General features: G+C 69.0%; 27 protein-coding genes. 11 read left to right on the forward strand and 16 right to left on the reverse strand.

Annotation, left to right across the window (positions count from 1 at the left end; all coding sequences use genetic code 11):
• Window positions 1-5: 5 nt before the first annotated feature.
• The gene (locus AC1RAA_RS07865; protein WP_492727528.1) at window positions 6-674 is read right to left on the reverse strand and encodes an STN domain-containing protein; all 669 of its coding nucleotides are present in this window, start codon (window positions 672-674) and stop codon (window positions 6-8) included.
• A gap of 191 nt (window positions 675-865) precedes the next feature.
• Here AC1RAA_RS07865 and alkB point away from each other — a divergent pair, with 191 nt between their 5' ends.
• The 6 genes from alkB (at window position 866) to AC1RAA_RS07895 (ending at window position 6,403) form a co-directional block, all read left to right on the forward strand.
• Window positions 866-1,522, forward strand: a complete 657-nt coding sequence (gene alkB / locus AC1RAA_RS07870; protein ID WP_492727529.1) for a DNA oxidative demethylase AlkB — start codon at window positions 866-868, stop codon at window positions 1,520-1,522.
• Between the two features lie 7 nt (window positions 1,523-1,529).
• A complete protein-coding gene (locus AC1RAA_RS07875; RefSeq protein WP_492727530.1) occupies window positions 1,530-3,359 on the forward strand; it encodes an ABC transporter ATP-binding protein in 1,830 nt (609 codons plus the stop codon).
• A 165-nt stretch (window positions 3,360-3,524) separates the two neighbouring features.
• Window positions 3,525-5,207, forward strand: coding sequence for an alpha/beta fold hydrolase (locus tag AC1RAA_RS07880; protein ID WP_492727531.1), 1,683 nt, complete (start codon window positions 3,525-3,527; stop codon window positions 5,205-5,207).
• Window positions 5,208-5,237: 30 nt separating this feature from the next.
• Complete coding sequence (locus tag AC1RAA_RS07885; RefSeq protein ID WP_095947269.1) at window positions 5,238-5,573, forward strand: YnfA family protein; 336 nt, start codon at window positions 5,238-5,240, stop codon at window positions 5,571-5,573.
• A gap of 14 nt (window positions 5,574-5,587) precedes the next feature.
• Window positions 5,588-5,965 carry a YkvA family protein gene (locus AC1RAA_RS07890; protein WP_492728343.1) on the forward strand — a complete coding sequence of 126 codons (378 nt, stop codon included), beginning with the start codon at window positions 5,588-5,590 and terminating at the stop codon, window positions 5,963-5,965.
• A gap of 42 nt (window positions 5,966-6,007) precedes the next feature.
• Window positions 6,008-6,403 (forward strand): VOC family protein, encoded by a 396-nt coding sequence (locus AC1RAA_RS07895; protein ID WP_307585192.1) that lies wholly within the window; start codon window positions 6,008-6,010, stop codon window positions 6,401-6,403.
• 4 nt (window positions 6,404-6,407) lie between these two features.
• On the opposite strand, the gene AC1RAA_RS07900 is transcribed toward AC1RAA_RS07895, so the two are convergent.
• Genes AC1RAA_RS07900 through AC1RAA_RS07915 form a run of 4 tightly spaced genes read right to left on the reverse strand, consistent with a single transcriptional unit; the run spans window position 6,408 to window position 11,276 of the window.
• Window positions 6,408-7,064, reverse strand: a complete 657-nt coding sequence (locus AC1RAA_RS07900; RefSeq protein WP_492727532.1) for a DUF2894 domain-containing protein — start codon at window positions 7,062-7,064, stop codon at window positions 6,408-6,410.
• The gene (locus AC1RAA_RS07905; protein ID WP_095745829.1) at window positions 7,057-7,719 is read right to left on the reverse strand and encodes an OmpA family protein; all 663 of its coding nucleotides are present in this window, start codon (window positions 7,717-7,719) and stop codon (window positions 7,057-7,059) included. The genes AC1RAA_RS07900 and AC1RAA_RS07905 overlap by 8 nt, the downstream gene beginning before the upstream one ends.
• 1 nt (window position 7,720) lies before the next feature.
• Window positions 7,721-10,543: a DUF802 domain-containing protein gene (locus tag AC1RAA_RS07910; RefSeq protein ID WP_492727533.1), complete on the reverse strand. Its 2,823-nt coding sequence runs from the start codon at window positions 10,541-10,543 to the stop codon at window positions 7,721-7,723.
• Between the two features lie 31 nt (window positions 10,544-10,574).
• Window positions 10,575-11,276: a DUF3348 domain-containing protein gene (locus AC1RAA_RS07915; RefSeq protein WP_447745252.1), complete on the reverse strand. Its 702-nt coding sequence runs from the start codon at window positions 11,274-11,276 to the stop codon at window positions 10,575-10,577.
• A 596-nt stretch (window positions 11,277-11,872) separates the two neighbouring features.
• On the opposite strand from AC1RAA_RS07915, the gene AC1RAA_RS07920 reads away from it, so the two are divergent.
• The 5 genes from AC1RAA_RS07920 to AC1RAA_RS07940 all read left to right on the forward strand — a co-directional run bounded on the left by AC1RAA_RS07920 (window position 11,873) and on the right by AC1RAA_RS07940 (window position 16,173).
• On the forward strand, window positions 11,873-12,070 hold the full coding sequence (locus AC1RAA_RS07920; RefSeq protein ID WP_492727534.1) for a hypothetical protein: 198 nt from the start codon (window positions 11,873-11,875) through the stop codon (window positions 12,068-12,070).
• On the forward strand, window positions 12,067-12,249 hold the full coding sequence (locus AC1RAA_RS07925; RefSeq protein ID WP_487848559.1) for a hypothetical protein: 183 nt from the start codon (window positions 12,067-12,069) through the stop codon (window positions 12,247-12,249). Before AC1RAA_RS07920 ends, AC1RAA_RS07925 begins: the two co-directional genes overlap by 4 nt.
• A gap of 8 nt (window positions 12,250-12,257) precedes the next feature.
• On the forward strand, window positions 12,258-13,409 hold the full coding sequence (locus AC1RAA_RS07930; protein WP_492727535.1) for a calcium:cation antiporter: 1,152 nt from the start codon (window positions 12,258-12,260) through the stop codon (window positions 13,407-13,409).
• A gap of 347 nt (window positions 13,410-13,756) precedes the next feature.
• Window positions 13,757-15,445: a sensor histidine kinase gene (locus AC1RAA_RS07935; protein ID WP_492727536.1), complete on the forward strand. Its 1,689-nt coding sequence runs from the start codon at window positions 13,757-13,759 to the stop codon at window positions 15,443-15,445.
• A gap of 32 nt (window positions 15,446-15,477) precedes the next feature.
• Window positions 15,478-16,173 carry a response regulator gene (locus AC1RAA_RS07940; protein ID WP_095745836.1) on the forward strand — a complete coding sequence of 232 codons (696 nt, stop codon included), beginning with the start codon at window positions 15,478-15,480 and terminating at the stop codon, window positions 16,171-16,173.
• A 46-nt stretch (window positions 16,174-16,219) separates the two neighbouring features.
• On the opposite strand, the gene AC1RAA_RS07945 is transcribed toward AC1RAA_RS07940, so the two are convergent.
• The 11 genes from AC1RAA_RS07945 to AC1RAA_RS07995 all read right to left on the reverse strand — a co-directional run bounded on the left by AC1RAA_RS07945 (window position 16,220) and on the right by AC1RAA_RS07995 (window position 25,349).
• On the reverse strand, window positions 16,220-17,134 hold the full coding sequence (locus AC1RAA_RS07945) for a type II secretion system F family protein (protein WP_159271410.1): 915 nt from the start codon (window positions 17,132-17,134) through the stop codon (window positions 16,220-16,222).
• Window positions 17,135-17,146: 12 nt separating this feature from the next.
• Window positions 17,147-18,136, reverse strand: coding sequence for a type II secretion system F family protein (locus AC1RAA_RS07950; RefSeq protein ID WP_307585236.1), 990 nt, complete (start codon window positions 18,134-18,136; stop codon window positions 17,147-17,149).
• 9 nt (window positions 18,137-18,145) lie between these two features.
• Window positions 18,146-19,525 carry a TadA family conjugal transfer-associated ATPase gene (locus tag AC1RAA_RS07955; protein ID WP_095745839.1) on the reverse strand — a complete coding sequence of 460 codons (1,380 nt, stop codon included), beginning with the start codon at window positions 19,523-19,525 and terminating at the stop codon, window positions 18,146-18,148.
• Between the two features lie 42 nt (window positions 19,526-19,567).
• A complete protein-coding gene (locus tag AC1RAA_RS07960; protein ID WP_492727537.1) occupies window positions 19,568-20,719 on the reverse strand; it encodes a CpaE/TadZ family protein in 1,152 nt (383 codons plus the stop codon).
• A gap of 19 nt (window positions 20,720-20,738) precedes the next feature.
• A complete protein-coding gene (locus AC1RAA_RS07965) occupies window positions 20,739-21,167 on the reverse strand; it encodes a TadE/TadG family type IV pilus assembly protein (RefSeq protein WP_159271407.1) in 429 nt (142 codons plus the stop codon).
• Window positions 21,164-21,622 (reverse strand): TadE/TadG family type IV pilus assembly protein, encoded by a 459-nt coding sequence (locus tag AC1RAA_RS07970; RefSeq protein WP_492684166.1) that lies wholly within the window; start codon window positions 21,620-21,622, stop codon window positions 21,164-21,166. The genes AC1RAA_RS07965 and AC1RAA_RS07970 overlap by 4 nt, the downstream gene beginning before the upstream one ends.
• Before the next feature lie 5 nt (window positions 21,623-21,627).
• Complete coding sequence (locus tag AC1RAA_RS07975) at window positions 21,628-22,899, reverse strand: pilus assembly protein TadG-related protein (protein WP_159271405.1); 1,272 nt, start codon at window positions 22,897-22,899, stop codon at window positions 21,628-21,630.
• Between the two features lie 45 nt (window positions 22,900-22,944).
• On the reverse strand, window positions 22,945-23,121 hold the full coding sequence (locus AC1RAA_RS07980; protein WP_159271404.1) for a Flp family type IVb pilin: 177 nt from the start codon (window positions 23,119-23,121) through the stop codon (window positions 22,945-22,947).
• 109 nt (window positions 23,122-23,230) lie between these two features.
• The gene (locus AC1RAA_RS07985; protein WP_159271403.1) at window positions 23,231-23,446 is read right to left on the reverse strand and encodes a Flp family type IVb pilin; all 216 of its coding nucleotides are present in this window, start codon (window positions 23,444-23,446) and stop codon (window positions 23,231-23,233) included.
• A gap of 134 nt (window positions 23,447-23,580) precedes the next feature.
• Complete coding sequence (locus AC1RAA_RS07990) at window positions 23,581-23,874, reverse strand: hypothetical protein (RefSeq protein ID WP_159271402.1); 294 nt, start codon at window positions 23,872-23,874, stop codon at window positions 23,581-23,583.
• An 11-nt stretch (window positions 23,875-23,885) separates the two neighbouring features.
• A complete protein-coding gene (locus AC1RAA_RS07995; RefSeq protein WP_370869523.1) occupies window positions 23,886-25,349 on the reverse strand; it encodes a type II and III secretion system protein family protein in 1,464 nt (487 codons plus the stop codon).
• Window positions 25,350-25,434: the final 85 nt, after the last annotated feature.

A 25,434-nucleotide genomic window follows, 5' to 3' on the forward strand; every position in this document is an offset into this window, starting at 1 on the left:
CGCGCTCAGGGAGAAACCGCTGCGTCGCAGACGTCGGGGCGGTCGCCGGTGCGCGGCAGCAGCAGCACCGTGAGCGGCTGGTCGGCCTCGCCTTCGGGCGGGCGCTCGAGCACCAGCGTGTTCATCGCGGCTTCGAGCGCGGCGTCGCGCTGCGCCAAACCGGTGGAACTGAGCAGCCGCGTGCGCCGCACATGGCCGCCGGGCCCGACCCACAGCTGCACGAGCGCGCGGTAGGTGCCGGGGCGCGCATGCGGCCAGCGGCACAGCGTGCGCTCCAGCGCCTGCTGCACCACGCGCGCATCGCGCGGGGACATGGCGGGAGCGGCAAGCGCGGCCGGTGCCGTCGTGGCCACAGGCGGCGCCACCTCGGCCTCGACCAGCGTGAAGGTGCGCGCGTCGGTGTGGCGCGCGGCCAGCCGCGTGCCGGCCAGCAGGCGCTGCAGCGCCTCGCGCGGGGTGAACAGGCCGTGCAACGCGGCGGATTCGAGGCCGGCGGTGAGCTGCCCGTCGAAGAACACGGACTGCCCCGTCGCCTGCGCGTAGACCTGCACGGCGGTGGCCAGCGGCTGGGCCGGCAGGTCGAAGGCGATGCGCCCCGCCGCATCGGGCGAAGGCGCAGGTTCGCCGGCATGCGACACGGCCGCGAGGGACAGAATTCCGAGGATCAGGGTCAAGACACACACCCACCGTGACCGAGCAACGCGAGACATGCCGGGTCCTGTGACGAAGGAGGAATCGCAGGCGCCGGGCCGGTGCCGCGTACTGCTTTGGTGCTCGGAATGCTAGTGACGCTTTGTGACAGCTTGAATGCATCGCAGCCACGGCCACGGTCCGAAGCGCCCCTGTCGCTGGCGACAATGCCTCCATGACGTTCGACCTCTTCGACGCCCCGCCGCGCGCCGCGCGCGAGCCGATCGGCCCGGCCGCCTTCGTGCTGCCGGGCTTTGCGCTGCCGCGCGCCGACGCGCTGCTCGACGCCATCGACGGCCTGGCGGCGCGCGCGCCGTTTCGCCACCTGGTCACGCCGGGCGGCTTCACCATGTCGGTCGCGCTCACCAACTGCGGCGCGCTCGGCTGGACCAGCGACCGGCGCGGCTACCGCTACAGCGCGGTCGACCCCGACAGCGGCGCGCCCTGGCCCGCGATGCCCGAGGCCTTTGCACTGCTCGCGCGCGACGCGGCGGCGCTGGCCGGCTTCGACGGCTTTGCGCCCGACGCCTGCCTGGTCAACCGTTACCAGCCCGGCAGCCGCCTCTCGCTCCACCAGGACCGCGACGAGCGCGACCACGGCGCGCCGATCGTGTCGGTGTCGCTGGGCATGCCGGCGGTGTTCCAGTTCGGCGGGCTCGCGCGCGCCGACAAGACCGTGCGCATTCCGCTGGTGCACGGCGACGTGGTGGTGTGGGGCGGCGTGGACCGGCTGCGCTTTCATGGCGTGCTGCCGCTCAAGGACGCACCGCATCCGCTGCAGGCACGGCTCGGCGCGCAGCGCATCAACCTCACCTTCCGCAAGGCGGGTTGATGTGCGCATGACAGACACGACAACCACCTCCACCGAATCCCCTGGCCGCGCCATCCGCGCGCTCTACGCCGCGCTGTGGCACTTCGCGGCCGGCGCGCGTGCGCAGCTGCTGGCCGCCACCGCGCTGCTCGCGAGCTCGCAGCTGATCCGCCTCACGCTGCCCTACCTCGCCGGCCAGGCCATCAACGCGCTGCAACGCGGCGACCTGCCCGCGGCGGGCCGCTGGATCGCCACGCTCGCGGGGGTGTACGTCGGCGCGTGGGCGCTGCACGGGCCGGGCCGCATCCTGGAGCGCAACGTGGGCCTGAAGGTGCGCGAGACGCTGGCCGACCAGCTCTATGCGCGCATCGCCGCCGCGCCGCTCGCCTGGCACGACAGCCACCACTCGGGCGAGCTGCAGCACCGCGTGCACCAGGCCAGCCGCGCGCTCGCCGACTTCGCGCAGAACCAGTTCATCTGGCTCACCAACGCCGTCAACTTCGTCGGGCCGCTGGTGGCGCTGGCGCTGCTGTCGCGCACCAGCGGCGTGACGGCGCTCGCGGGCTATGTGCTGATCGGCGTGGTGATCGTGCGCATCGACCGCGCGCTCATGAAGCTCGCGCGCGCCGAGAACGACGCCGACCGGCGCTACGTGGCCGCGCTGCTCGACTTCCTGGGCAACGCCTCCACGGTGATCGGCCTGCGGCTGCAGGGCGCGTCGCGCCTGTTGCTGCGCCGTCGCATGGCGGCCGTGTCGCTGCCGCTCAAGCGCACCGTGGTGCTCAACGAGGGCAAGTGGTTCGCGGTCGACCTGATGGGGTTGGCGCTGACCTGGGGCCTGGTCGTCATCTATGTGTGGCAGGCGCGCGCGCCGGGCCAGGCCGTGATGCTGGGCGCGGTGTTCATGATCTACCAGTACGCGCAGCAGGCGGCGGGCGTGGTCACCTCGGTGGCGGCCAACTTCAGTTTCTTTGCGCGCATGCACACCGACTACAGCAGCGCCGAACCGATCTGGCACGCGCCGACGAGCCCCACGCTCGAGGCCCCGCCTGAAGCCGTGCCGGCGCACGAACGCATCGACGCGCAGGCGCCGTGGACGCAGCTGCAGGTCGCGCAGCTGCAATGGCGCTACGCCCCGCGCGGCGCCGTCGCCGTCACCGTCGCCGATGATCCGGCCGCGCCCGCGCGCAGCGGCCTGCACGACGTGGCGCTCACGCTGCGCCGGGGCCAGCGCGTGGCGCTCGTGGGCCCCAGCGGCGGCGGCAAGAGCACGCTGCTGCGCGTGCTGGCCGGCCTGTATGCACCGCACGGCGGCACGCTCTCGCTCGACGGCGAGCCCACCGACTGGGCCCGGCTGCGCCAGCTCGCCACGCTGATCCCGCAGGAAACCGAGCTGTTCGAAGCCAGCGTGCGCGAAAACCTGGCCTTCGGTCGGCCCTGCGACGACGAGCGCCTGCGCGCTGCGCTGCACACCAGCACCTTCGACGAGGTGCTGCAGGCCACGCACGGCGACCTCGACAGCGCGATCTCGGAACGTGGGTTCAACCTGTCGGGCGGCCAGCGCCAGCGGCTGTGCCTGGCGCGCGGCGTGCTCGCCGCCGAAGGCAGTTCGCTGCTGCTGCTCGACGAGCCGACCAGCGCGCTCGACGCCGCCACCGAGGCGCGCGTGCTGGGGCGCATCGCAGCGGCGTTTCCGCAGGCCTGCGTGATCGCCTCGGTGCACCGGCTGAGCCTGCTCGAGCGCTTCGACACGGTGATCCTCATGGAGGCCGGCCATGTGCGCGACCACGGCCCGCGCGACGAGGTGATGGCGCGCCAGCCCATGCTTCGGGAGGCAGTGTCCGGCAACAAGCAGTAGGACCCCTCCTGCGCCAGAACGCGGCGTTCACAACTGCTGCGCTGGCACGCCTTCTGCAACAGTATCGGCATCCATTTGTTCACGCTTGGTCCTGCGCGGTCCCTTTTTGCGCCTCGGCTGCGTTCCAATCACATGGTTCTTCATTCCGCGAGCGTTTCCCGCCCCATGCGTTCTTCCCGCGCCACCCTTCCGCTCGCCCTGCTCGGTGCCCTGCTGGGCCTGTCCGCCTGCACCACCGGCACCACGGCCGAACAGCGCCAGGCCGCCGCCAGCAAGCCGCCGCCCACCGACTGCACGGCCTGGGTCGGCGCCGACCGCAACGCGCGGGTGGGTGGCTACCTGCTGCCGCAGGCCGGCACCGCGGTGAACGCCGGCGGCCCACGCGTGTGTGTGCCCGTGCTCATGAGCGCCTACCCCGTGCCCAACAACTATGCGGGCGGCGACTACCACGTCGGCGCGTTCACCGACGACCAGCTCAAGGCGCGCTGGCGCACCTGCAAGGCCGAGCCGGCCTGCTTCGAGCGCGTGAACGCGCAGATGCAGCGCTGGCTGCCGCCCAACAAGGCGCGCGCCACGCGCGTGACCGGCGCGGTCGATCCGGCCGGACGCATCGAGGCTGACAGCCCGACAGTCGATCTGAAGCAGATCCGCCGCCCCGCCTTCTTCGCGAAGGCGCCCTACCGCGAAGGCATTGCCGAGGCCGACGCGCGCACCCACATCGTCGAGTTCACCGTGCCGCGCGACACCTTCGAGCGGCTCGACCTGAAGCTCACCGACCCGATCAAGCTGCGCGGCTGGTACCTCGAAGGCGCGGGCGTGGACGACGGGCGCGGCCGCAAGGTGCGCGCCCTCGCCGTCATGGCGGCGGGCGGCGGCGGGCAGCTCACGGCCCTCCAGCACCCGGACGAGGTGGCCTACCGCATCGAGGGCGCCAGCGGCAAGGCCGTGCCGGTGTCTTTCCCCAACGGCACCACCGAGGCCATGGGGCAGCGCTGGTGGCGCGAGAACCTGCATGCGCTGAACCAGGCCGGCTTCGACGTGCTGGCCTACGACCGGCGCGGCGAAGGCCTGTCGGGCGGCGTGAGCGACACCAACACGCTGGAGCAAGGCGAGGACGTGTTCCGCGTGCTCGCGCAGCTCGAGCACGGCCAGGGCCTGCGGGTGCTCACGCCGGCGGGCCAATTGCTCGAAGGCAACGCCGCGCGCGGCCGGCTGCTGGCCGGCCAGAAGGCCAGCGAGATTCCGCTGGTGCTGGGCGGCTACTCGCGCGGCTCGATGTCGACCGCCTGGGCCATGACGCGCAACTACGTGGCCGCCTGCAGCTTCGACATGCCCGTGCCCAACTGCACGCCGGCGCGCGGCTGGCGCAACATCCGCGGGGCCATCCTGCTGTCGTCGTTCGCCAGCGGCGCGGGCTACCTGCCCGACGCACCCGACCTGGCCGACCGCAACCTGTTTCTGGGCGGCATGGCGGCGGACCACCACATCCTTTTCTATCCGAACTCCGCCACGCTCGCGGGCATGGACCGCTGGCCCGCAGCCTTCTTCGGCAAGGGCCTGTGGGACCGCGCCGAATCGCTCGAAGGCACCGTAGCCGCCTACAACCGCATCCGCGGCGTGAAGGAGATCGTGCTGTCGCGCGGCCCGCACGCCATCGAGACCTGGCCCGAGTCCGAGCGCCGCTACCTGCGCGAGCGCATGGTGGCCTACGCCAAGGTGGTGATCGTCGGCGGGCGCACGGTGCCGGGCGCGCGGCCTTGGAAGGACTTCAAGTCGCTGGTCGCCACCACGCCCGACGTGTGGGAGCCTTCGTCGCGCCCGGGCACCGGGCCCGGACGACAGCCCTGACATCAACGGTCGGCCGCCACAATGGCGGCCATGGACCTGCTCAAGACCCTCGGCCTCTTCGTCGCGACCGCGCTCGCGGAAATCGTCGGCTGCTACCTGCCCTACCTGTGGCTCAAGCAGGGCCAGTCGGCCTGGCTGCTGCTGCCCGCGGCGCTGAGCCTGGCGCTCTTCGCCTGGCTGCTCTCGCTGCACCCGACGGCTGCCGGCCGCGTGTATGCGGCCTATGGCGGGGTCTACATCGGCGTGGCCATCCTGTGGCTCTGGGCCGTGGACAAGGTGACGCCCTCGGCCAGCGACTGGGTTGGCGTGGCCGTGTGCTTCGTCGGCATGGGCATCATCATGTTCGGGCCGCGCAGCGCGGCTTGAGGCGCGTGGCCACGATGAACCTGCGCGACTGGGCGCGCCGCATCAAGCGCGACGCCGTCACCCTCTGGTTCGCCTGCCGCGACCCCGCAACGCCATGGCTGCCGAAGGCGCTGTGCTGGTTCACCGTGGCCTATGCGCTCAGCCCCATCGACCTCATTCCCGACTTCATTCCCGTGCTCGGCTACCTCGACGACGTGCTGCTGCTGCCCGCGCTGATCTGGCTCGCGGTGCGCCTGCTGCCGCCCGAGGTCATCGTGCGCAGCCGCGTACGGGCCGAGGAATGGATGGCGCGCACGGGCAGCAAGCCGACGAGCAAGGCCGGCATGGCGCTGGTCATCGGCATCTGGGTGCTGGCAGCCGCCGGGCTGGCCTGGTGGCTCTGGCCGCGCTGACGATTTCACGCCGGCCGTTCACCCGCTTCACAAGGAACCGAAATGTTCTCTCATGTCTTCTTCAGCGTCTCCGATTTCGACCGCGCACTGGCCTTCTACGACGCGGTGATGGACGGCCTCGGCCTGGAGCGCCGCTTCTGCGAGCCGGAGAAGCCCTGGGCGGGCTGGCACAGCGCGGGGCGCGCACGGCCCTTCTTCGTGATCTGCCAACCCCACGACGGCCGGCCGCACGACGCGGGCAACGGCCAGATGGCGGCGTTCACCGCCGGCACGCGGGCGATGGTCGATGCGGTGCACCGCATCGCGCTCGCGCACGGCGGCAGCTGCGAAGGCCCGCCGGGGCTGCGCACGCACTACCACCCCGACTACTACGGCGCGTACTTCCGCGACCCGGACGGCAACAAGCTGTGCGTCGTGTGCCACGACGCGGCGGGCTGAGCTTCTAGCTCGCGCGGCTACGCGAACTCTTGCGCGGGCTCTCGGTGCGCGCCACGCGCGCGGCCTCGGCGGCGGCGTTCACCTGCTCGATCCACAGCAGCGCATCGACGTGCGCCATGAAGCGCTGCAGGTACTGCGGCGACAGGTCGCGCATCAGCGTGAGCGCGCGCTGCACCAGGTGGTGCGTGTTGAGCGGGCCGGCGTTCTTCGGCACCTTGGCGAGCGACTGCGTCACGCGCTGGTCGGCGGCGAGCCTGGACCAGGTGCCGCGGAAATAGCTCAGCGTCTTGAGCTCGGGCGCGGTCGAGAGGCTGGGCACGGTGTCACCGTCGGTCGCCTCCGCGTCGGGCGGGGGCGGCAGCGGCGCGAGCTGGGCGATGTGGTTCATCAGCTCGGCGAGTGCGGTGTGCAGCGGCGCATCGGCCGGTACTTCGGCCTCGGGTGCGCCCTTCTCCTGATCGGCGCGGTAGGTCGCCATGAGGCTGGCCAGCCGCGCATCGAGCAGGCGCCGCGCCTCGCCCTCGTGCGCCGCCGCGCGCTGCGCCATCGCCTCGATGAAGCGGAAGCGCACCGGGTCAAAACGGTCGTCGCCGCGCGCGCGCCAGGCGTCGAGCGTGACCACCGCATCGACCTGATCGTCCGGTGCGCTGTCGTTACTCACGGGGCTTCGCAGCGTCGGGTGCGTTCTTGGGCCGGGGCGTCGGCGCCATTTCCACGCGGCGGTTCTTCGCGCGGCCTTCGGCGTCGCTGTTCGAGGCCACGGCCTGCTCGGCGCCGAAGGCGGCGGCGAACACCGACGACGAGGGCACGCCCTCTTCGATCAGCGCGCGCGTCACGGTGAGCGCGCGCTGGGCCGACAGCTCCCAGTTGTCTGCGAACAGGCGCGCGCCGTCGCGCATCTGCCGGTCGTCGGTGAAGCCGCTCACCATCAGGATCTCGTCGCGCGCCTTCAGGTAGGCGCCCAGGGGGCCGGCCAGGCTTTTCAGCAGTTGCCGGCCGCCGGGTTGCAGGTCGGCGGAGTTGAAGGCGAACAGCACGCTGCCGCTGATGCCGATGCGGCCGTTGTTGAGCGTCACGCGGCCCGCAGCGAGCGGCCCGGCCAGCGCCTGCTCGAGCGCCTCGCGGCGCTGCGATTCGGCGCGGCGTTGCTGCACCTCGGTTTCAAGGCGGCTCGCCAGGTCCAGCTGCATGCCGAGCACGCACACCAGGATCAGCACGAACGCACCCAGCATGCCCGCCATCAGGTCGCCGAACACCGCCCACACGGGGACGGTCGGCTCCAGGCCGGCGTCGAGGTCGATCTCGTCGCGCACCATCTCAGGCCTCGCTGGTCACCGCCGTCTGGCGGCTGGCGAACTGCTGCAGGTCTTCGACGATCTGCTTTTGCGACATGATGCTCAGGTCGATCACCTCGCGCGCCTGCGCCACGTAGTAGGCCAGCTGCTCGTCGCTGCGCGCGAGCGACTTGCCCAGCGCGCCTTCGATGCGCTGCAGGTGCGCCACCAGCTTGTCGTTCGATTCGCCGAAGCGCTGCACGGCAAAGCCGAAGGCCTCGCCCAGGCTCGCCACCTCGACCGCGCCGCCGGTGATCTGCGCGGCGATGCCGGCCATCTTCTCGGTCTCGCTCTCGACCTTCTCGGTGAAGCGGCTGCCCACGCGCTCCATCATGTCGGCCGAGGCCGTGACGAGCGCGTCGATGGCGCTGCGCTGTTCGGTCGAGGCATGGTTCACCGCGCCCAGCAGGGTCTCGAGCGTGCCGAGGATGCGGCTGCGCTCTTCGAGCATGTCGTTGTCGCGCGCCATGCCGTCCGACAGTTTCTGGCGCAGCTCGGCGATCACGTCGGCCGCGGCCTTCGGTGCTTCGGCGGCCACCTGCAGCAGCTGCGCGACTTCGGCCACGGTCTGCTTGGCGTTGGCCTCGGCCTGCGCCGACATGTCGCGCACGGTCTGCGCGAGCGTCTCGCTCATCTGCTGTTGCTGGCTCAGGCTGTGCGCGCCGGCCTGCTGCCATTCCTTCTGCAGCGAGGCGGCCATGGTTTCGAGCGAGCCGCTCCAGGCAGCGAGGCGCTGCGCGTCGCGTGTGGCGAGTTCGGTCTGCAGGTTGGCATGCGCCTCGCGCACGGTGTCGAGCAGCGAGGCCGCGGCGCGGGGTGCGTCAGATGCGGCCTGCAGCAGCTGCGCGACTTCGGCGACGGTCTGCTTGGCATGCGCCTCGGCCTGCGTCGACACGTCGCGCGCGGCCTGCGCCAGCGTGTCGCTCAGTTGCTGTTGCTGGCTCAGCGTGTGCGCGCCGGCCTGCTGCCATTCCTTCTGCAGCGACGCGGCCATGGCTTCGAGCGACTGGCTCCAGGCCGACAGGCGCTGCGCATCGCGCGCCGCCAGTTCGGTCTGCAGGCTGGTGTGCGCCTCGCCCACGGTGCGCAACAGCGCCACCGAATGCTGCTCGAAGGTGGCGGCAGCGGCGGCGAGCGCCTGGTGCGAATCGCCCGACAGTTTTTCGCTGACGCGCTGGTGCTGCGCGAGCGCGCTGCCCCAGGTGTCGGACACGCTGCCCACGGTGCTTTCGAGGCGGGCCGACACGCCGTCGACCAGCGCGGCCGAGCGCTGCTCGAAGGTTTCGGCAAAGCGTTCGAGCGTGCCGCGCAGGTCGCTCGACAGCGCCCCGCTCGCGCGCTCGTGTTCGGCCAGCGCGGCCTTCCAGGTGTCGGCGACGCCGGCGGTCGAGGCCTCGAAGCGGCCCGTGAGGCCCTCGAGCTGCCGTTCGACGGCCTGCGCCATGCCGCCCTGCAGCGACGCCGCTTCGCGCGCGATGCCGAGCATGGCCGCCTCGACCACGGGCTGGATCGTCGCGCCGGCGATGCGGGCGGTATCGGTGAGGCTGTCCTTCAGCGAGCGATCGACGGATGCGGCCAGGCCGCTGTAGGCGGCTTCGGCCTTTTCGTGGAAGCTGTCCTGGCTGGCGACGAGGCGCTCGTTCTGCGCCTGGCCCTGGCGTTCCAGCGCGGCCATCATGGTCTGCAACTGGCCGACCAGCTCGGGCATGACCTTCGCCACGGGCTGGATGGTTTCACCGGCGATGCGGGCGCTGTCGGCCAGGCTCTCCTTCAGCGAGCGGTCGACCGAGGCGGCCAGGCCGCTGTAGGCGGCTTCGGCCTTCTGGTGGAAGCTGTCCTGGCTGGCGACGAGGCGGTCGTTCTGCGCCTGGGTCTGGCGCTCCATCGCGGCCATCATGGTCTGCAGCTGGCCGACCAGTTCGGGCATCACCTTTGCCACGGGCTGGATGGTTTCGCCGGCGATGCGGGCGCTGTCGGCCAGGCTGTCTTTCAGCGAGCGGTCGACCGATGCGGCGAGCCCCGTGTAGGCGGCTTCGGTCTTCTGGTGGAAGGTGTCCTGGCTGGCGACGAGGCGTTCGTTGATCGACTGGCTCTGGCGGTCCATCGCGGCCACCATGGCCTGCAGCTGGTCGACCAGTGCGGGCATCGCGTGGGCCTGTTGCTGCATCAGCTTGAACGACTCTTCGCGGCGGTGCGCCAGCGAATGGCCGCGCAGCGACGTGGCGATGAGCGTGTCGAGCGACTGCCCGGCCAGCAGGCGTTCGCGCCGGCACAGCGCCGAGGCCAGGCCCAACATGGCCGATGCGGCCACGCCCGCCACCGAGGTGCCGAAGGCCAGGCCCAGGCCGCGCACGGGCGCCGACAGCGAGTTGCGGATGGCCTGCACGTCGGTCGCGCTTTCGAGCGCCAGCCCCGTGCCGTTGAGCGTGACCACCATGCCCAGGAAGGTGCCCAGCATGCCCAGCAGCACCAGCAGGCCCGCGAGATACGGCGTGAGTGCCGGGCCCGGCAGGCCGACGCGCTCGCCTTCGATGCGCAGGCGCACCGCGTTGCGCAGCGAGGGATGCAGGCCGGCGAGCCAGTCGCCGAGGCTCGTCGGCGGCGCCGACAGGTCGTTCACCGCATGCGACAGCGTGCCGGTGGCCTGGTGGAAGCGGTGCAACTCCAGCGCGCCCATCAGGTAGAACGCGCCGATCAGCGCCGTGATCACCAGGGCCAGCGGGTTGTGGCCGACATAGCTGGCACCGACCCAGCACACGACGGCCAGGCCCACGAGGAAGACGGCGTAATGGAAAAATCTGTTCATGGAAGCTTGTTGTCTCTTGTGGGGCTGCAGGCTAGCGGTCGCGAAGGGCTTCGAGCAGGCCTTCGACCGGTTGCATGCGAATGTCCAGTTCAGCCCGCAACACGCTTTGCATGTCGCGGCCGAACACGTCCAGCCAGCCGGCGGCGGTCGCTGGCGGCTGGGGGTTGTCGGGGGTGGCGTCCTGCGCGGCCTGATGGGCCTCGCGCAAGCGCTTGAAGTGTTTCTCCAGCAGCGTCGGCACGCTCGCCAGCAGGCTGCGTTCGCGCGCGCCCACCACCTGTTCCAGGATGGCGTCCACCGCGGCCAGCCGGGCCAGCTCGGGCGAGCGGGTGGCGAGCCGGGCCCGCAGGCGCGCGCGCAGCGGTTCGATGGCTGTTTCCATGGCCTGCTGCCGCGCGAAGTAGCGGCGGCGGTACGGCGGAAAGTCGTCGTTCGCGCCGGGGAGCACCGAGGCCACGCCGCCGTCGGCATTGCCCTTGGCCAGCGCGGCCTTCAGGCGCGCGCACTCCTGCGCCTCCTCGGCGCCCTCGGACGCCCGGGCGCCGGACACGGCGACGCCCAGATCGGAATCCAAAGCTGCAGACAAGGAGATGGCGTCGGTCCAACTGAACCACTGACTCAAACGATCCGCGAGGGCTTGCCTGGATTCGGGAACGTCGATGTCGCTCAATTGAGCGAGCAAGCGAGTGAGCGCCGAGCCGGTGAAGCCTGTGCGCCGTGACACTTGCACCATACCGCGAGAGAGGGAGAAAACCGGGCAGTTTACACCGGTCAACTGGCGGCTTTCCCTCTGTGAACTGGTGCACACGAAGCACCGGAGAAGTGAAACGGGGTGTGACCGAAACCGAGGAAAACGGGGCGCGAATACCTAAATCAGGTGAGTGTGCTTGTTTACATTTGTCGTAAGAATGAATACTTTCAATTCCCAGTAGCCGAAGAGCCGCAGAGCTTGGTCAGGGTGGGATCTGGACAGCATGGTCACTCTGACAAATGTCGTCGACTCATTCGGTTTCCGCCTGCCCCTGCCACCTTCAGGATATGGACCGCCAGCCGCGCAGAGGGTGGATGCGCCTGTTGCCCTGGCTGCGCCTGTACCGTTGCTCGAGCTGCAGCAGGATGCGGCTCCTGTCCAAGCAGAAGGTGGACAGCGCCCGCCTCCTGCACGCGGCCCAGGTGCGCGCACGCGGGGGCTGAGGGCGCCAGTTCCGATTTCCCTGCTATCATTTTTTCGTTCGCGCGCCCTGCGCGGACCGGGCCGAGGACGACCTCGGTCTTGCACCTCCACCTTGCAAGGGACGGCCCTTTCCTGACTTCTCGCGAAGTTTCGACATGGCCGAACTGCTCCCTTCCTGGCGCCTCGCCGCGCAACGCTTCTTCTCCCGTTTCCGTCTTCCTCGCGCTCCCGGACCGGAGGCCTTCCGGTTGACGATCGGCGCCGTGCGCCTGCACGTGCGCACGGGCGCGACCCGGCTGTCCTACCGCGCCGAATGCCCGCGCGCACGCGCCGCATCGGGGGCCGCGCGATGAACGGTCTTGATCTGCACTGGCCCGCGCTGACCATGGCGGGGGCCCTGGCCTATGCCGCCTGGCATGCGCGCCGCGAAGGCTGCGAGCTACGCGACGTGAAGGCCCTGTGGGCTGCCAGCGGGCTGAGCCTCGCCGGCAGCGGCCTCTTGGCCCTGGCTTCCCTCTTGATGTCGGAGTGACAACGCCCATGACAACAACACCCTCCCCCGCCCGCCTCGTGCCGCCCGCCACCTGGGCCCTGATCGCCGCCGCCTGGCTCGTGGTCGGGCTCTTCATTGCCTTCGGCGACCGCTGGCTGGCTGCGCCGATCAGCCCCGTGGTGGCCGGCTGCGTCTTCCTGGCGCTGTTCGTCACCATCCTGGCCGCCTCGTTCGGCGTGGTGCGCGAGGCAGACCACCTGGCGCACCAGCTGGGCGAGCCGTACGGCACGCTGATCCTGACGCTCTCGATCGTGTCGATCGAGGTGATCCTCATCGCCTCGGTGCTGCTGGGCCCGGGCGAGTTTCCGACCATTGGCCGCGACTCGATCTTCGCCGTGATGATGATCATCCTGAACCTCGTCATCGGCATCTGCCTGATCGCGGGCGCAGCCCGCCACGGCGACCAGGAATACAACGCGCAGGGCGCCGGCGCCTACCTGTCGATGATCGTGCTGCTGACCGGCACGGCGCTGGTGCTGCCCAACCACAGCTCGGGCGCGGGCGAGTTCACGCCGGTGCAGGCGATCGGCATGTCGGTGCTCACGGCCGTGCTGTACGGCGCGTTTCTCTGGATGCAGATGCGCAGCCACCAGCGCTTCTTCATCCAGCCGGCGCCGGGGCGGATGTCAGTGCGGGCGACCGCGCCCTCGCCTGCCGCGCAGGCCGATCACGCCCGCCTGGACAAACGCGCCGTGGTTGTTCGATCGCTGCTGTTGCTCGCAATGATCCTGCCCATCGTGCTGCTCGCGCACTACCTCGCCGTGGTCACCGACTACGGCATTGCCGCGGCCGGCGTGCCCGCGGCCGTGGGCGGCGTGCTCATCGCCATCATCGTGTTCACGCCCGAGTCGATCACCGCCATGCGCGCCGCGATGAACAACGAGATGCAGCGCGCCATCAACCTTTGCCTGGGCGCCTTCGTCTCCACCGTGGGGCTCACGGTGCCGGCCGTGCTGGTCATCGGGCTGGTCACGGGCAAGCAGGTGCTCATGGGCATCTCGGGCGCCGAAACCCTGCTGTTTGCGGTGACGGCGGTGCTGAGCCTGCTGAGCTTCAACGGGCAGCGCACCTCGCCGATCCAGGGGCTCATGCACCTGATGCTGTTTGCGGTCTACGGGATGCTGCTGTTCCTGCCCTGAGGCCGCGCAACCGGGTTACCCCGCGGCCTGCGCCTTCGCCAAGGCAGGCGAACGCCCCGTTGAGGTACCTTGCCCTCTCCGAGGCCTCCCCAACCGACGCCATGCCCTCTCGCCGCCCTGTGCAGCGGCCGCATTTATCTGCATGCAATCCAATGCAAATATAGTTACCAAACGTTAATGGAACGAGATTTCAATTGCATCTGAACACCAAAGTAGTAATGTGAACTCGTCACACGTTGTGGTCTCTGGCAAGAAAAATGTATTCCAAACTGTCACTGCCGAGCGCTCCTGTCCGTACCGCGATCTCCCGCGGTGCCTGACATGGTCCATGCACCGGATGCATCCCCATGCGAGCGCACGGCTCCGCCCCCAGCATCGACGCCAGCCTGGCGGCGGATGCGCTCATGGTGGGACGCATGCGGCTCGTGCTGTCGATCTCGGCTCTGCTGGCGATCACGGTCGACGCCGCCGATAGCCGGCAGCAGGTCCCCGCAGCGGTCTGGCTGGCCTTCTTCGGTTACATCCTTCACAGCCTGCTGATCCACGTCTGCACGGCGATGGGGCGGCCCTACTTCCAGGGCCGAACCATCCACTGGTCCGACGTGCTGTGGTTCACGCTGATCATGGCGGTGACCGACGGCACCCACAGCCTGTTCTTCCTTTTCTACTTCTTCGCCATCCTCACCTCCTCGTTCCGCTGGGGCTTCGAGGAAGGCGCCCGCGTGACGATCGCCTCGGTCGCCTCCTTCGCAGCCTGCGGCCTGGCCACGGGCACGGACGACACGCCGCAGCTGCTGATGCGCACCGCCTTCCTGCTGGCGCTGGGGCACATGATCGTGTACTGGGGCGGCTCCAAGCTGGCGCTGCAACGGCGCCTTGCCCTCCTGGGCGAAGTGAGCCAGCTGTCGAACCCGCGCTTCGGCGCCGGACGCACCATCGCCCGTACGATGGAGCGCACGCTGGCCTTCTTCAAGGCCAGCCACTGCATCCTGCTGACGCGCGACCGCGCCACCGGCACCTGGCTGCTGCGCACACTGCGCGAGGACGACACCTGCGAGCAGGTGAGCATCGAGACCATCGGCCGCCTCGCGGAATCGCCGCTCATGGCCCTGACGCCCGACAGCGTCGTGCTCAGCAACCGCCTGCCCTGGCCGCTGAACCACCTGCGCGCGCAGCACCGTGTCTTCGAAGCCGGCACGACCGCCTGGCGCAGCGCCGACGAAGCAGGCGCTGCGCACTGCACCACCATCGCCGCCCTGCTGGAGGCGCGGGCCTTCATCAGCGCGCCGCTGCCGATGCGCCTGGGCGAAGGCCGGGTGTTCATCTCGTCGCGCGACGGGCGGCTGGGCAAGTCCGACGCGCTGTTCCTCGCCCACCTCATGGAACAGATCTTCCCGGTCATCGAGACCATCGAGGTGCTCGATCGCATGGCCTCGGAAGCCGCGTCGACGGAGCGCCTGAAGATCGCGCTCGACCTGCACGACACCGCCATCCAGCCCTACATCGGCTTGCGCATGGGCCTGTGCGCGCTGCGCAAGCGGGCCGCCGCCGATAACCCGCTGCGCGAAGACCTGGACAAGCTCGCGGACGTGGCCGACGGCGTGATCGCCGACCTGCGCCGCTACGCCGGCGAAGTCAGGCACGGTGCGAACGACGATTCCGGTGGGCTGGTGCGGCCCCACCTGGAGCGCCAGGCCGCGCGGATCAAGGGCCTGTACGGCATCGACATCGACATCGTGATGGCCATCGACGGCCCGCTGCACCTGGACGACCGGGTGACCGCGGAGCTGCTGCAGATGGTCAGCGAAGGGCTGAACAACATCTGCAAGCACACCCATGCGCGCCACGGCAGCGTGCGCATCGACTGCAAGAACGGCCAGCTGGCGTTGTGCATCGAGAACGACGCCTGCCAGGAAAGCTTCACCGCCTTCCACCCCCGCTCTCTCACCGAGCGCGCCGCGGCCCTGGGCGGCCAGGCGCATGTCGACCGATGCGCGAATGGCGGCACGGCGGTACGGATCGAAATCCCGATCTGACCGCCCGCCGCAGACACAGGAAGGAGTCCGTCATGCAAACCCTCGACCATCCCGACCATCCCATTGCCGTGCTGCTCGTGGACGACCACAAGACCATGCTGTGGGGCCTGTCGAAGCTGATCGACGGCGAACAGCCGCGCATGAAGGTGGTCGGCACGGCCAGCTGTTGCGACGAAGCGGTGGCCACGGCGCAAAGCCTCGCACCCGACGTCATCGTGCTCGACCTCGACCTGGACGGCCACAGCGCGCTGGACATCCTGCCCCGGCTGCTGACCAACGAGGTGTCGCGCGTGATGGTGCTGACGGCCGAGAAAGAGCAGCGCACGCTCGACCTGGCCATACTGCGCGGCGCGCGCGGCGTGGTGGGCAAGGACGCCTCGGCGCAACAGCTGCTCGACGCCATCGAGCGCGTGTTCCGTGGCGAGCTGTGCGTCGACGCGCAGACCATGGGCCGCGTCTTCTCCGAACTCACGTCGGCCAGGAAGCCGCCGAAGGCCGACCCCGACACGGCGCGCCAGGCCACGCTGACGCACAAGGAGCGCGAGATCATCCGCATCGTCGCGACGGGCTGCGGCGCCTCCAACAAGGCGCTCGCCGAGCGCGCCTTCGTCACCGAGCACACGCTGCGCAATCACCTGTGCGCGATCTACCAGAAGCTGGGCGTCACGAACCGGCTCGAGCTGTACATCTACGCGATCAAGCACCAGCTCGACACGCTGGCGGCCTGAGCCGTCCGCTGCAGCGGCGCACGCGGCGCGCCGCGTGCGCGCCCTCTCACAGCTGCCCGGCCAGCATCGGCCCGATCATCCGGATCACGCGGATCGCCGCCGGCGTGAGGATCACGAGCGAGATGCACGGGAAGATGCACAGCACCAGCGGCAGCAGCATCTTGGTCGGCACCTTCGCCGCCAGCTCCTCGGCGCGCACCTGGCGCTTGTGGCGCAGGTCGTCCGAGAACACGCGCAGCGACTCCCCGATGCTGGTGCCGAAGCGGTCCGCCTGGGTCAGCATGGTGGCGAAGGTGCCTATTTCTTCCACGCCCGTACGCAGCGCCAGGTTGCGCAGCGACTTCTCGCGCGTGCCGCCAGCGCGCATTTCCAGGTTGGTCCAGTGCAGCTCCTGCGCGAGCGCCTGGCTCTTGATCTGGATTTCCTCCGTGACCTTGGCCAGCCCGGCGTCCAGTCCGAGCCCCGCCTCCACGCACACCAGCATGAGGTCGGCGGCATCGGGAAAGTTCTCGAAGATCTCGCGGCGCCGCGCGCGGATACGCAGGCGCAGCACCAGGTTGGGCAGGTAGCAGCCCGCCAGCGCCGCCAGCGCGAGCCACAGCAGCATCGTCATGCCACCCTCCGACCCTGCCGCGCGCAGCACGAGGAACGCGAGCGCCGCGAAGCCCAGCGGCAGCAGCGTCTTCAGGCCGAAATAGAGGAGGTACGCATCCGGGTGGCGGATGCCGGCGTTCAGGAAACGCACGCGCAGCGGCGACAGATCGGCGTCGCCGGTCGGCGACGACAGCTGCGCGAACGGACCGACCAGCTTGACGGCGGTCTCGGTCCAGGACGACTTGCCGGCCGGCTGCGCCACCGCCTGCAGCCGCTGCGCGGCGCGCGTCGGGGACAACCACACCGCCAGGCCGATGACGGCCAGCGACACGGACAGGAACACCAGGATGGGAAACAGCATGGCCATGGCGCTTCTCCTTCAGACGTGGATCTTCACGATCTTGCGCAGGAGCACGATGCCCACCAGCATCAGCACCAGCATGTATTGCAGCACCGTCTGGCCGATCGGATCGGTCCACAGTGGCGCCATGAATTCGGGATTGAAGATGTTCATGAGCGCCGCCAGGGCGAACGGCATGACGCCCAGGATCCAGGCCGACAGCCGCCCCTCGGACGACAGCACCCGCACCCGCGCGAGCAGCTTGAAGCGCTCCCGGATGAGCCGGCTCAGGTTGCCCAGCACCTCGGTCAGGTTGCCGCCCGAATCGCGCTGAATCAGCACCGACACCACGAAGTAGCGCAGATCGGTGAGCGGCACGCGCTCGCTGAGGTTGGTCAGCGCCTGCTGCAGCGAGACGCCGAAATTCACCTCGTCGGCCACCAGGCGGAACTCGCTGGCGATCGGCTCAGGCATTTCCTCGCCGATCATCTGCACGCCGCTGGCAAAGGAATGGCCCGCGCGCAGGGCGCGCGTCACCAGGTCCAGCGCGTCCGGCAGCTGCTTTTCGAGGCGCTCCAGCCGCTGGCTGCGCTGATGCTGCAGGTACAGGACCGGAAGCACTGCCGCCACGGCCCCGGCCAGCAGCGCCAGCCACACGGGCTGGTGCGCCAGCCACACGGCGCAGAACGCGAACACACCAAGCACACCGCAGGCCAGCAGGAAGCTCGACACCGTCCAGTCCAGCCCCGCCTGCAGGATGAAACGGTCCAGCCGGTGCGCCCGCGGCAGCGCCAGCAACTGGCGCTGCATCCAGGGCACGTCGCTGAGCATGCGCTCCTTCGCGAGATGGGCCTGCGGCGTGCGGTCGACCGCGGCGGACATCGCCTGCAGTCGCTTCTCGATCTTGCGCGCGTCGGGCCCCTTGTAGGACCGCCACAGCAGGTAGAACCCTTCGATCATGAGCAGCGCGGTCACGAAGACCAGCACCGCGACCGTGATCAGCGTGTCACCCCCCAGGTTGTCGAACATGGCGCGCTCCTATTCGTAGTGCTTTTCGGGATCGAAGATGGTGTCGGGCAGCAGCACGCCGTACGCCTGCAACCTCTCCATGAATTTCGGTCGGACGCCGGTCGCGTGGAAATGGCCGCGCACCTGGCCGTCGGGACCCATGCCCGTCTGGTGGAAGGTGAAGATCTCCTGCATGGTGACGATCTCGCCCTCCATGCCGGTGATCTCCTGGATGCTGGTGACCTTGCGCCGCCCGTCGATCAGCCGCAACACCTGGACGACCACCGTGATCGCCGAGGCGATCTGCTGGCGTACCGTGCGGTGCGGCAGATTCAGGTTCGCCATGCCGATCATGTTTTCCAGCCGCGCCAGCGCATCGCGCGGCGAGTTGGCGTGGATGGTGGTGAGCGAGCCCTCGTGGCCGGTGTTCATCGCCTGCAGCATGTCGACCGCCTCGGCGCCGCGCACCTCGCCGATCACGATGCGGTCGGGCCGCATGCGCAGCGCGTTGCGCACCAGCGCACGCTGCGTGATCTCGCCCTTGCCTTCGATGTTCGTCGGCCGCGTCTCCATGCGCGCAACGTGCGGCTGCTGCAGCTGGAGCTCGGCCGCGTCCTCGATGGTGATGATGCGCTCGGACTCCGGAATGAAGCCCGAGAGAATGTTCAGCAGCGTGGTCTTCCCTGCCCCGGTGCCGCCCGAAATCAGCATGTTGACCTTGGCCTGGGCCAGGCCCTCGAGCATCTGCGCCATCGGCGGCGTGAGCGACTTGAGATCGTTCACGAGGTTGTTCATGCGCAGCGGGATCTTCGCGAAACGGCGGATCGACATCATCGGCCCGTCCAGCGCCACCGGTGCGATGACGGCGTTGACCCGTGAGCCGTCGGGCAGCCGCGCATCGACCATGGGACTGGACTCGTCGATGCGGCGCCCGACCAGCGAGACGATCTTGTCGATGATGCGCAGCAGGTGCTTCTCGTCGGTGAAGCTCACGTTGGTCAGCTCCAGCCGGCCCCGCCGCTCCACGTAGATGCTGGTGGGCGAGTTGACCAGGATGTCCGAGACGGTCGGGTCGGCCATCAGCAGCTCGATGGGTCCGAAGCCCAGCATCTCGTGCTGGATGTCGCGGATCAGCGTGCGCCGCTCGATGTCGTTGAGCGCCTCGGGCTCTTCCTGCAGCAGCCGCCCGACCATGGTCGAAATTTCCTGCCGCAGGGCGTCGGGTTGGAGGGTTTCGAGCGCCGCCAGGTCGAAGCGATCCAGCAGCTTCAGGTGCATGCGCTCCTTCAGCAGCTTGTAGGTGTCCGAGGCGAAAGGCGACGTGGTCAGCTCGAGGACCGGCCCTGCTGGCCCCGCCGGCCGCGCGCCCGCATCGCTGTCGATCGCATTGAGTTGGTCCCTGAATGACATGTTGGCACCTCCGCCTGGGTATTGATGGGAATCCGCCCTGTCTCAGGCACGGCGGAACAGCCGCCCCATGAAGCCGGGCGTCGCCTCCGGCCGCGGGCTGAGCGTGTGGGCGATCTCGTCGAGGCGCTTGGCGAGTGCGCTGCCGCGCGACATCTCCGCCAGCGGCACGCCGCGGTTGATGGAGGCGTCGACGTCCTTGCCGCCGTCCGGCACCGTCGTGAATGTCGCGCCAGGCAACGACCGGCGCATGTCCGACAACCCGATCTCGCCGCCGCCGGTGCTGCGGTTCACCAGCAGCTCGACCTTGCCGGCGGCGTAGCCGAGCGACTTGAACACCTGCATCAGGCGCGTCACGTTGCGGATGTGCGGCAGGCTGGTCTGCATCACGGGAAAGATGCGCTCCGCGCGGTCGAGCACGCGCAGCGTGAGCGTGTCGATGCGCGTGCCGAGGTCGAAGATCACGAAGTCGTACTGCGCGAGCGCCACCTGCAGGATGGCGTCGATGTGCTCGGCCTTGACGTCCATCGCGCGCGCCAGGTCCTCGGGCGCGGGCAGGATGCTGTAGCTGGGCGACACGCGCACCACGCTCGCCGCCAGCAGCGAGGCGTCGAGGCGCCCGATGTCGCGCGCCACGTCGGCCATCGTCGCGGTCGGGCGCAGGTCGCTCACATACGACAGCGCATCGCCGAACTGCAGATTCAGGTCGATCAACAGCACCGAGCGCTCGCGCGACAACTGGTGCGCGACGTTGGTCGCGAGAAAGGTCGCGCCGCTGCCGCCCTTGCAGGGCATGAACGCCACGACCCGCCCGGGGCTGCGCGCCTGCGAACCGGCCATCTTGAGCGCGATGCGATCGACCGCGGCCTCGAGCGCGGCGGTGTCGGCGGGCGACGGCAGCACCTCGCGCACGCCCGCGCGCATCGCGTGGATCAGGAACTCGGGCGTCTGCATCGCGCACAGCAGCACCACCGCCACCGTCGGATGCCGCAAGGTCAGGGCCTCCACCAGCGAGAGCTCCTGCGGGTCGCAGCACATGCCGTCGACCAGCAGCAGGTCGGGCCCGACCTTGTCGACGACCGCCTGCATGCGGCTCTTGCCGCCTTCGAAGAGCGACACGGCATGGCCGCGCGGCTCCAGCACCTTGCGCATGTCCTGCAGGTGGTTCGGATTGGGGGAAACGATGGCGATCTTCATGGTCGTGTCCGGTGTGCTGTCAGGAACAGATGGCCGCGCTGTGCGGGTCTTGCCGCATGACCTCGCGGGGCAGGAAGGTGGAGAACCCCGGCATCGGGATGAGCGGCGCGGCGGCCCCCACGATCGGGGAGATCCATTGGTAGTTGAGGCCGGTGATGCTCACGGTGACACCCTGGCAGGTGCTCGCCGTGCAGCCCGAGGGAACCCAGGCCACGCTCACCGTCTGCACCTGCGGCAACAAGGCCCGCATCCTGGCGAGCACCAAGGCCTGCTGCGTGGTGTCGTCGCACACCACGGCATAGCGCGCGCCGGCACGCGTCGCCTCGTTGGCAGCGTTCCAGGTGAACAGCATTCGGGAGAAGTCCACGATGCCCAACACCAGCATCAGGAAGATCAGCAGACCCAGCGCGAACTCGAGAGTGGTCGCGCCCTTGGCGTGGTGTTTCATGATGGCGCCCTCATGGTGGCGGCGATGTCGCTGAAGACGATGTTGCCGTTGGCGTCGGCGAAATTCACGCCGAACACCGATGGAAACAGCGAGTGGAAGGTGTAGCCGGTGATGCGCACCGTGACCGTGTTGATGATCGGGTCCGCCCCCGCCGATTGCCAGGTGCAGCAGTTGGCGGCCGGCACGTTCGCCAGGCTCAGGCCGCGCGCCAACGGCGCGCCGGTGCCGGCGGTGTTGCCATACACGACCAGGTTGCGCGCCTGGGTGATGTTCGTGCCGGGCGTCTGGACCGAGAGATAGCGCACCGCGTCACGGGCCGACTTGGTGACCGTGTTGTATTCGTACATGGCACGCCCGAACTCGGTGGTGATGAAGGTCAGCAGCAGCAGCAGCGGCGTGATGAGCGCCAGTTCGATCAGCGCGGCGCCATGCTGGGTGCGATGGGACTTTTTCATGATGTTCACCTCACCAGGACCGGAACCAACGGGCCTGCCGATCCACCGGCCAGCCCGCTCGTGGTGCAAGGGCTGCCGGCGGCTCCCGCATTGCCGAGGAATTCCAGTTGCGTGTCGGTCATCGGAATGCTCAGCGGCTGCAGCATCAGCATGCAGAGGTAGTCGATCACGTGGTTGCCGCCGTCGATGACCGGCACCGTGACGAAGCGACGGTCCATGCCGTACTGCATGTGGCCTCCGGCCACGTTGCCTGGCGTGGCCAGCTTCTGGAAACTGTTGAGCGACAGCCCGGTGATCGACTCGCAGCTGTCCGCGCCCTTCACCTTGGTGCCGGTGTCGGCGCAGGACGCGAAAGCGGCTCGCTTGGTCACGAAGTTCTGGGCGGTCGGGTCTGCGCCACCGCCCGGCGCGCCGGCATAGGCATTGAACTGCGCGGGCCAGTTGAGCGAGGTGTAGGCATAGCCGGTGTAGTCGGGCCGATTCACACTCGGATCGCCGCTGTTCTTGTAGATGCCGAAGCGGTAGTTCCAGGTGTCGGCCACCGAGGTCTGCACGCCGGGGGTGCCGACCGTGTCGCCCACCTTGGCGCCACAGCGGCCGTTGAGCTCGGCTTCGGTTTCCGAGGCGCTGTTGCTGCCGTCGAGGTTGGCCCAGCCGATCTGGCCGCCCGTGGCCGCGTTCTGCGCCATGATGAGCGTCACCCATTCGCCGACGGCAAAGCCGTAGTTCGGCGCCGTGCCGCCCGGCTTCGGCTTCGCTGCGACCGGAATGGGGCATGCGGTCTGTGCGCTCGCGCGGGTGGCGACTGCGCTCGCCGCCACACTGCGCGTCGCGGGGTTGCCGGCGGTATCGCCCGAGAAGGCGCCCACGGCCTGCATCAGCCACATCTTGATGTTGGGTTGGGTGTGGGTGCACTGCGCATAGCGTGCATTGGCAGACGCGGTGGTGGCCGCGTAGGACGCGTCTCGGAACGTGATATCGGCCGTGGTGAGCTTGCCTTGACCGCTCCAGGTGGCCGACTGCAGGTTCACGTTGTTGGCGTTGCCGGCGGTCTGTCCCGAGCTGCGCGCCCGGTTGATGGCCGTGCTCTCTCCGTTGAGCTCAGCCGCGGCGGCCAGCGCACAGCTGTCCACCGCTGTCTGCAGCTCGGTGCGAGCGACGAAGAGGCGGCCGAAGTCGAGTGCGATGCCCATGAAGCCGAGCAGGAACAGCAGGAACAGCGCGGCCGTGATGATCATCGCGCCACGCTGGCGGTGGGGGGAGCGGCGGGCTTTCATGATCGGACCTCGGTCTGGACGATGAAAAAGAGGACACCGGGCGCGTCACACGCAATTGTTTCCGGCGAAGCAATCGGCCACGCGGGTGAGCACGGCGTCGATGCTCGCCGTGAGCGTCCCCGGTTGCAGCGCGATCACCAGCGCGATGGAAATGACGGCAATGATCAAGGCGTACTCGACCACCTGGGCGCCGTCCTCGTCTGTCAGCAATGACTTGAACATGGTGATGACCTCGTTTCGTTGTGCTGGGAAGTCGCGCAAGGCATCGGGAATTGCGGAAGAAAGCGTGCCTCGAGGAAAAGCCCGCCTTCTTCCGCCCTCCCAACACACTTCAGACGCAGCCGCCGTTCGTCGAGGTCAGGCAAAGTGCGACCCGACTGATGAAGGTCCCGAAGCTGCCACCGTTGGACGTGAGTCCCTTCAACGCGACAACCAGTGCGATCGAAACGACCGCGATGATCAGTGCGTACTCGACGACCTGAGCGCCTTCTTCGTCGCGCAGCAAGCCGCTCGCGGATTGACCGATGGTCTGGAAAAACTTGTTCATGGCTATTTCCTTTCAAGGTGTGGACTACAGAAAATCAGGTTGAAAAAACAAGGGAGTCGAATGTCATGCGTGTCGTGGCGTTCTCCTTTCCATGAGGAAGCTGTTGCAAAACGGGTCCGCAAGATCGCGGTCTTTCATTTCCCCGAGCCGCCGCCCTGGCCACCGATCTGCCCGCCGATGTTGATGACGTTGACCGCCGGCGGCGGCGTCTTGTAGGACTCCTGGTACTGCACCATCGCCTCGCGCGACGCGCGGCCGTCCATGCCTGTGACCGGGTCGCCGCTCTTGCCGGCGTTCGGGTTCAGCGTCATCTTCTTTCTGGCATCGCGCACGGCTTCGCCGAAGCGCGCGTCGTAGTGGGGCGTGACGCTCGAGCAGCCTGCAGCCAGGAGGCATGCGAGCAAGAGGGGTGTCGATCGGATGAACATGGCGGGGCTCCTCACGGGGTTTCGCTGGCCGGGGCGGCCGGGGCCGGGGTGCTGCTTTCGAGGGCGCCATTGAGGTAGACCTCGGCGCGGCTGGGAAGCACGTGGTTGTCGGTCGGCACGCGCGGCGACTGGGCCAGCGGGCGCACCAGGCGCGGCGTGATGACGAACATCAGCTCGGTCTGCTCGTTCTGGAACTCGGTGCTGCGGAACAGCGCCCCCATCACCGGCACTTCGCCCAGGCCCGGATAGCGCTTGATCGCCTCGGTCGCGTTGCTCTTGATGAGCCCAGCGATGACGAAGCTCTGTCCGTCGTTGAGCTGCACCGTGGTGTCGGCGCGCCGCACCGTGAGCGAAGGCACGACGGACGTCACGCCCCCGACCGTGGTGAAGGGCGAGCCGGTCTGCGACAGGTCCGACACCTCCGACACCATCTTGAGATTGATGCGGTCGCCGTTGAGCACCGTCGGCATGAACTTCACGCCGATGCCGAACTCTTTTTCTTCCAGCGTGATGGTGCTCCCGGTGCCGTTGCCCCCGGTTTGCGCCACCGGAATGAAGATCTTGCCGCCCGACAGGAAGCTGGCCTGCTGGCCGCTGATGGCCATGATGTTGGGCTCGGCCAGGATGCGCACCAGGCCGTCGTCCTTCTGGCCGTCGATGGTCACCACGCCGCGGCCGATGCGCAGCGCTTCGACCAGGCCGCCGCCCGTGCTCAGGAAATTGGAGATCAGCGAGTAGTTGTGCAGGCCGCCGCCGCTCGTGCGCGAGTAGCCCACGCGCGAACCCAGCCGGTCGAGCAGCGTCTTGCTGACCTCGGCGATCTTCACCTCGAGCATCACCTGCTGGGGCGTCCCCACGCGCAGCAGGTTCACCACCTTCTTGCCATCGGCGCCATAAGCCGCGGCCAGGTTCATCACGTCGTCCAGCTTCAGCGCGTCGCTGATCTCGCCGGTGAGCACGATGGAGCGCTCGGCACTGCGCACGCGGATGCGGCGCTCTTCCGGCATCAACTCGGCCAGCTTGGCCTGCAGCGCCCCGGGATCGATGGTGACGATCACGTCCTTGATGTAGCAGGTGCCGTCGGCGCTTTGCAGCACCACGTTCATCGAGCCGGCCTGGCGGCCGCGGAAGAACAGGTCGGTCGGGCTCAGCAGCGTGACCTCGATGTCACCGACGCCATCGCTGCGGGGCTGGGGGGGCGCCGCCATGGCTGCCGCACCCTGCGGAGCCGCCACCGGCGCGGCCGCCTGGTTCTGAGGCTGGCCGCTGACCACGATGCGCACCACGCGCGCCTTCAACGGAATGACCACCGACTTGCCGAGCACGGCATAGGTCGGGTCGGAGTCCGGAATGATGGCGGTGCAGCGCCGGCTGGCCGGGGCCGCGGGTGCTGCCGCAACCGTTGCAGCAGCTGCAGCAGGCGCAGGCATGGCGGCGGCCGTGGTGGGGGCGGCTGCCACGACCTCCGCGGCCATGGCAGGGGTCGCCACTGTCGCGAGGGTCGCCAGCAGACGGGCGATGGTTGTTGTGAGTGGGCGCACTTGGTGTTCCTCCTGACGA

This window comes from Variovorax sp. GW823-FHT04F07 (genome assembly GCF_058795995.1).